This is a genomic window from Phytobacter sp. RSE-02 (assembly GCF_040578655.1).
Taxonomy (GTDB): domain Bacteria; phylum Pseudomonadota; class Gammaproteobacteria; order Enterobacterales; family Enterobacteriaceae; genus Phytobacter; species Phytobacter diazotrophicus.
Genome location: NZ_JBEULY010000042.1, coordinates 1 through 856 on the forward strand (window position 1 = coordinate 1; position 856 = coordinate 856).

The window sequence follows — 856 nt, forward strand, 5'->3', positions numbered from 1 at the left end:
TCAGACAGGATACCACGTGTCCCGCCCTACTCATCGAGCTCACAGCCTGTGTGCTTTCGTGTACGGGGCTGTCACCCTGTATCGCGCGACTTTCCAGACGCTTCCACTAACACACAAGCTGATTCAGACTCTGGGCTGCTCCCCGTTCGCTCGCCGCTACTGGGGGAATCTCGGTTGATTTCTTTTCCTCGGGGTACTTAGATGTTTCAGTTCCCCCGGTTCGCCTCGTTTGACTATGTATTCATCAAACGATAGTGCAACGGATTGCACTGGGTTTCCCCATTCGGACATCGCCGGGTCAAAGGTTCATATCACCTCGCCGGCGCTTTTCGCAGATTAGCACGTCCTTCATCGCCTCTGACTGCCAGGGCATCCACCGTGTACGCTTAGTCGCTTAACCTCACAACCCGAAGATGTTTCGTAAAACATCTTCGTGTCGCGAAAATTTGAGAGACTCGAACACACCGCCATCTGTTCTTATTACGGAGAACAGACACTGTGTGTCGTTTCAATTTTCAGCTTGATCCAGATTTTTAAAGAGCAAATATCTCAAACGTCACCCGAAGATGAGTTTTGAGATATTACGGCAGGTGACTTTCACTCACAAACCAGCAAGTGGCGTCCCCTAGGGGATTCGAACCCCTGTTACCGCCGTGAAAGGGCGGTGTCCTGGGCCTCTAGACGAAGGGGACACTTAAGTCTCACTCGCAAGACGCCTTGCTTTTTACTTTTCATCAGACAATCTGTGTGAGCACTACAAAGGCAGGTTCTTTAAGGTAAGGAGGTGATCCAACCGCAGGTTCCCCTACGGTTACCTTGTTACGACTTCACCCCAGTCATGAATCACAAAGTGGTA

Annotated in this window: 1 tRNA gene and 2 rRNA genes; all 3 read right to left on the reverse strand. The window is 50.7% G+C overall.

Features of this window, described 5'->3' with window-relative positions:
- Window positions 1-400: ribosomal RNA gene (locus tag ABU190_RS27250) — 23S ribosomal RNA — on the reverse strand; the annotation flags it as partial.
- Window positions 401-616: 216 nt separating this feature from the next.
- Window positions 617-692: transfer RNA gene (locus ABU190_RS27255), tRNA-Glu, on the reverse strand.
- 85 nt (window positions 693-777) lie between these two features.
- A 16S ribosomal RNA gene (locus tag ABU190_RS27260) occupies window positions 778-856 on the reverse strand; the annotation flags it as partial.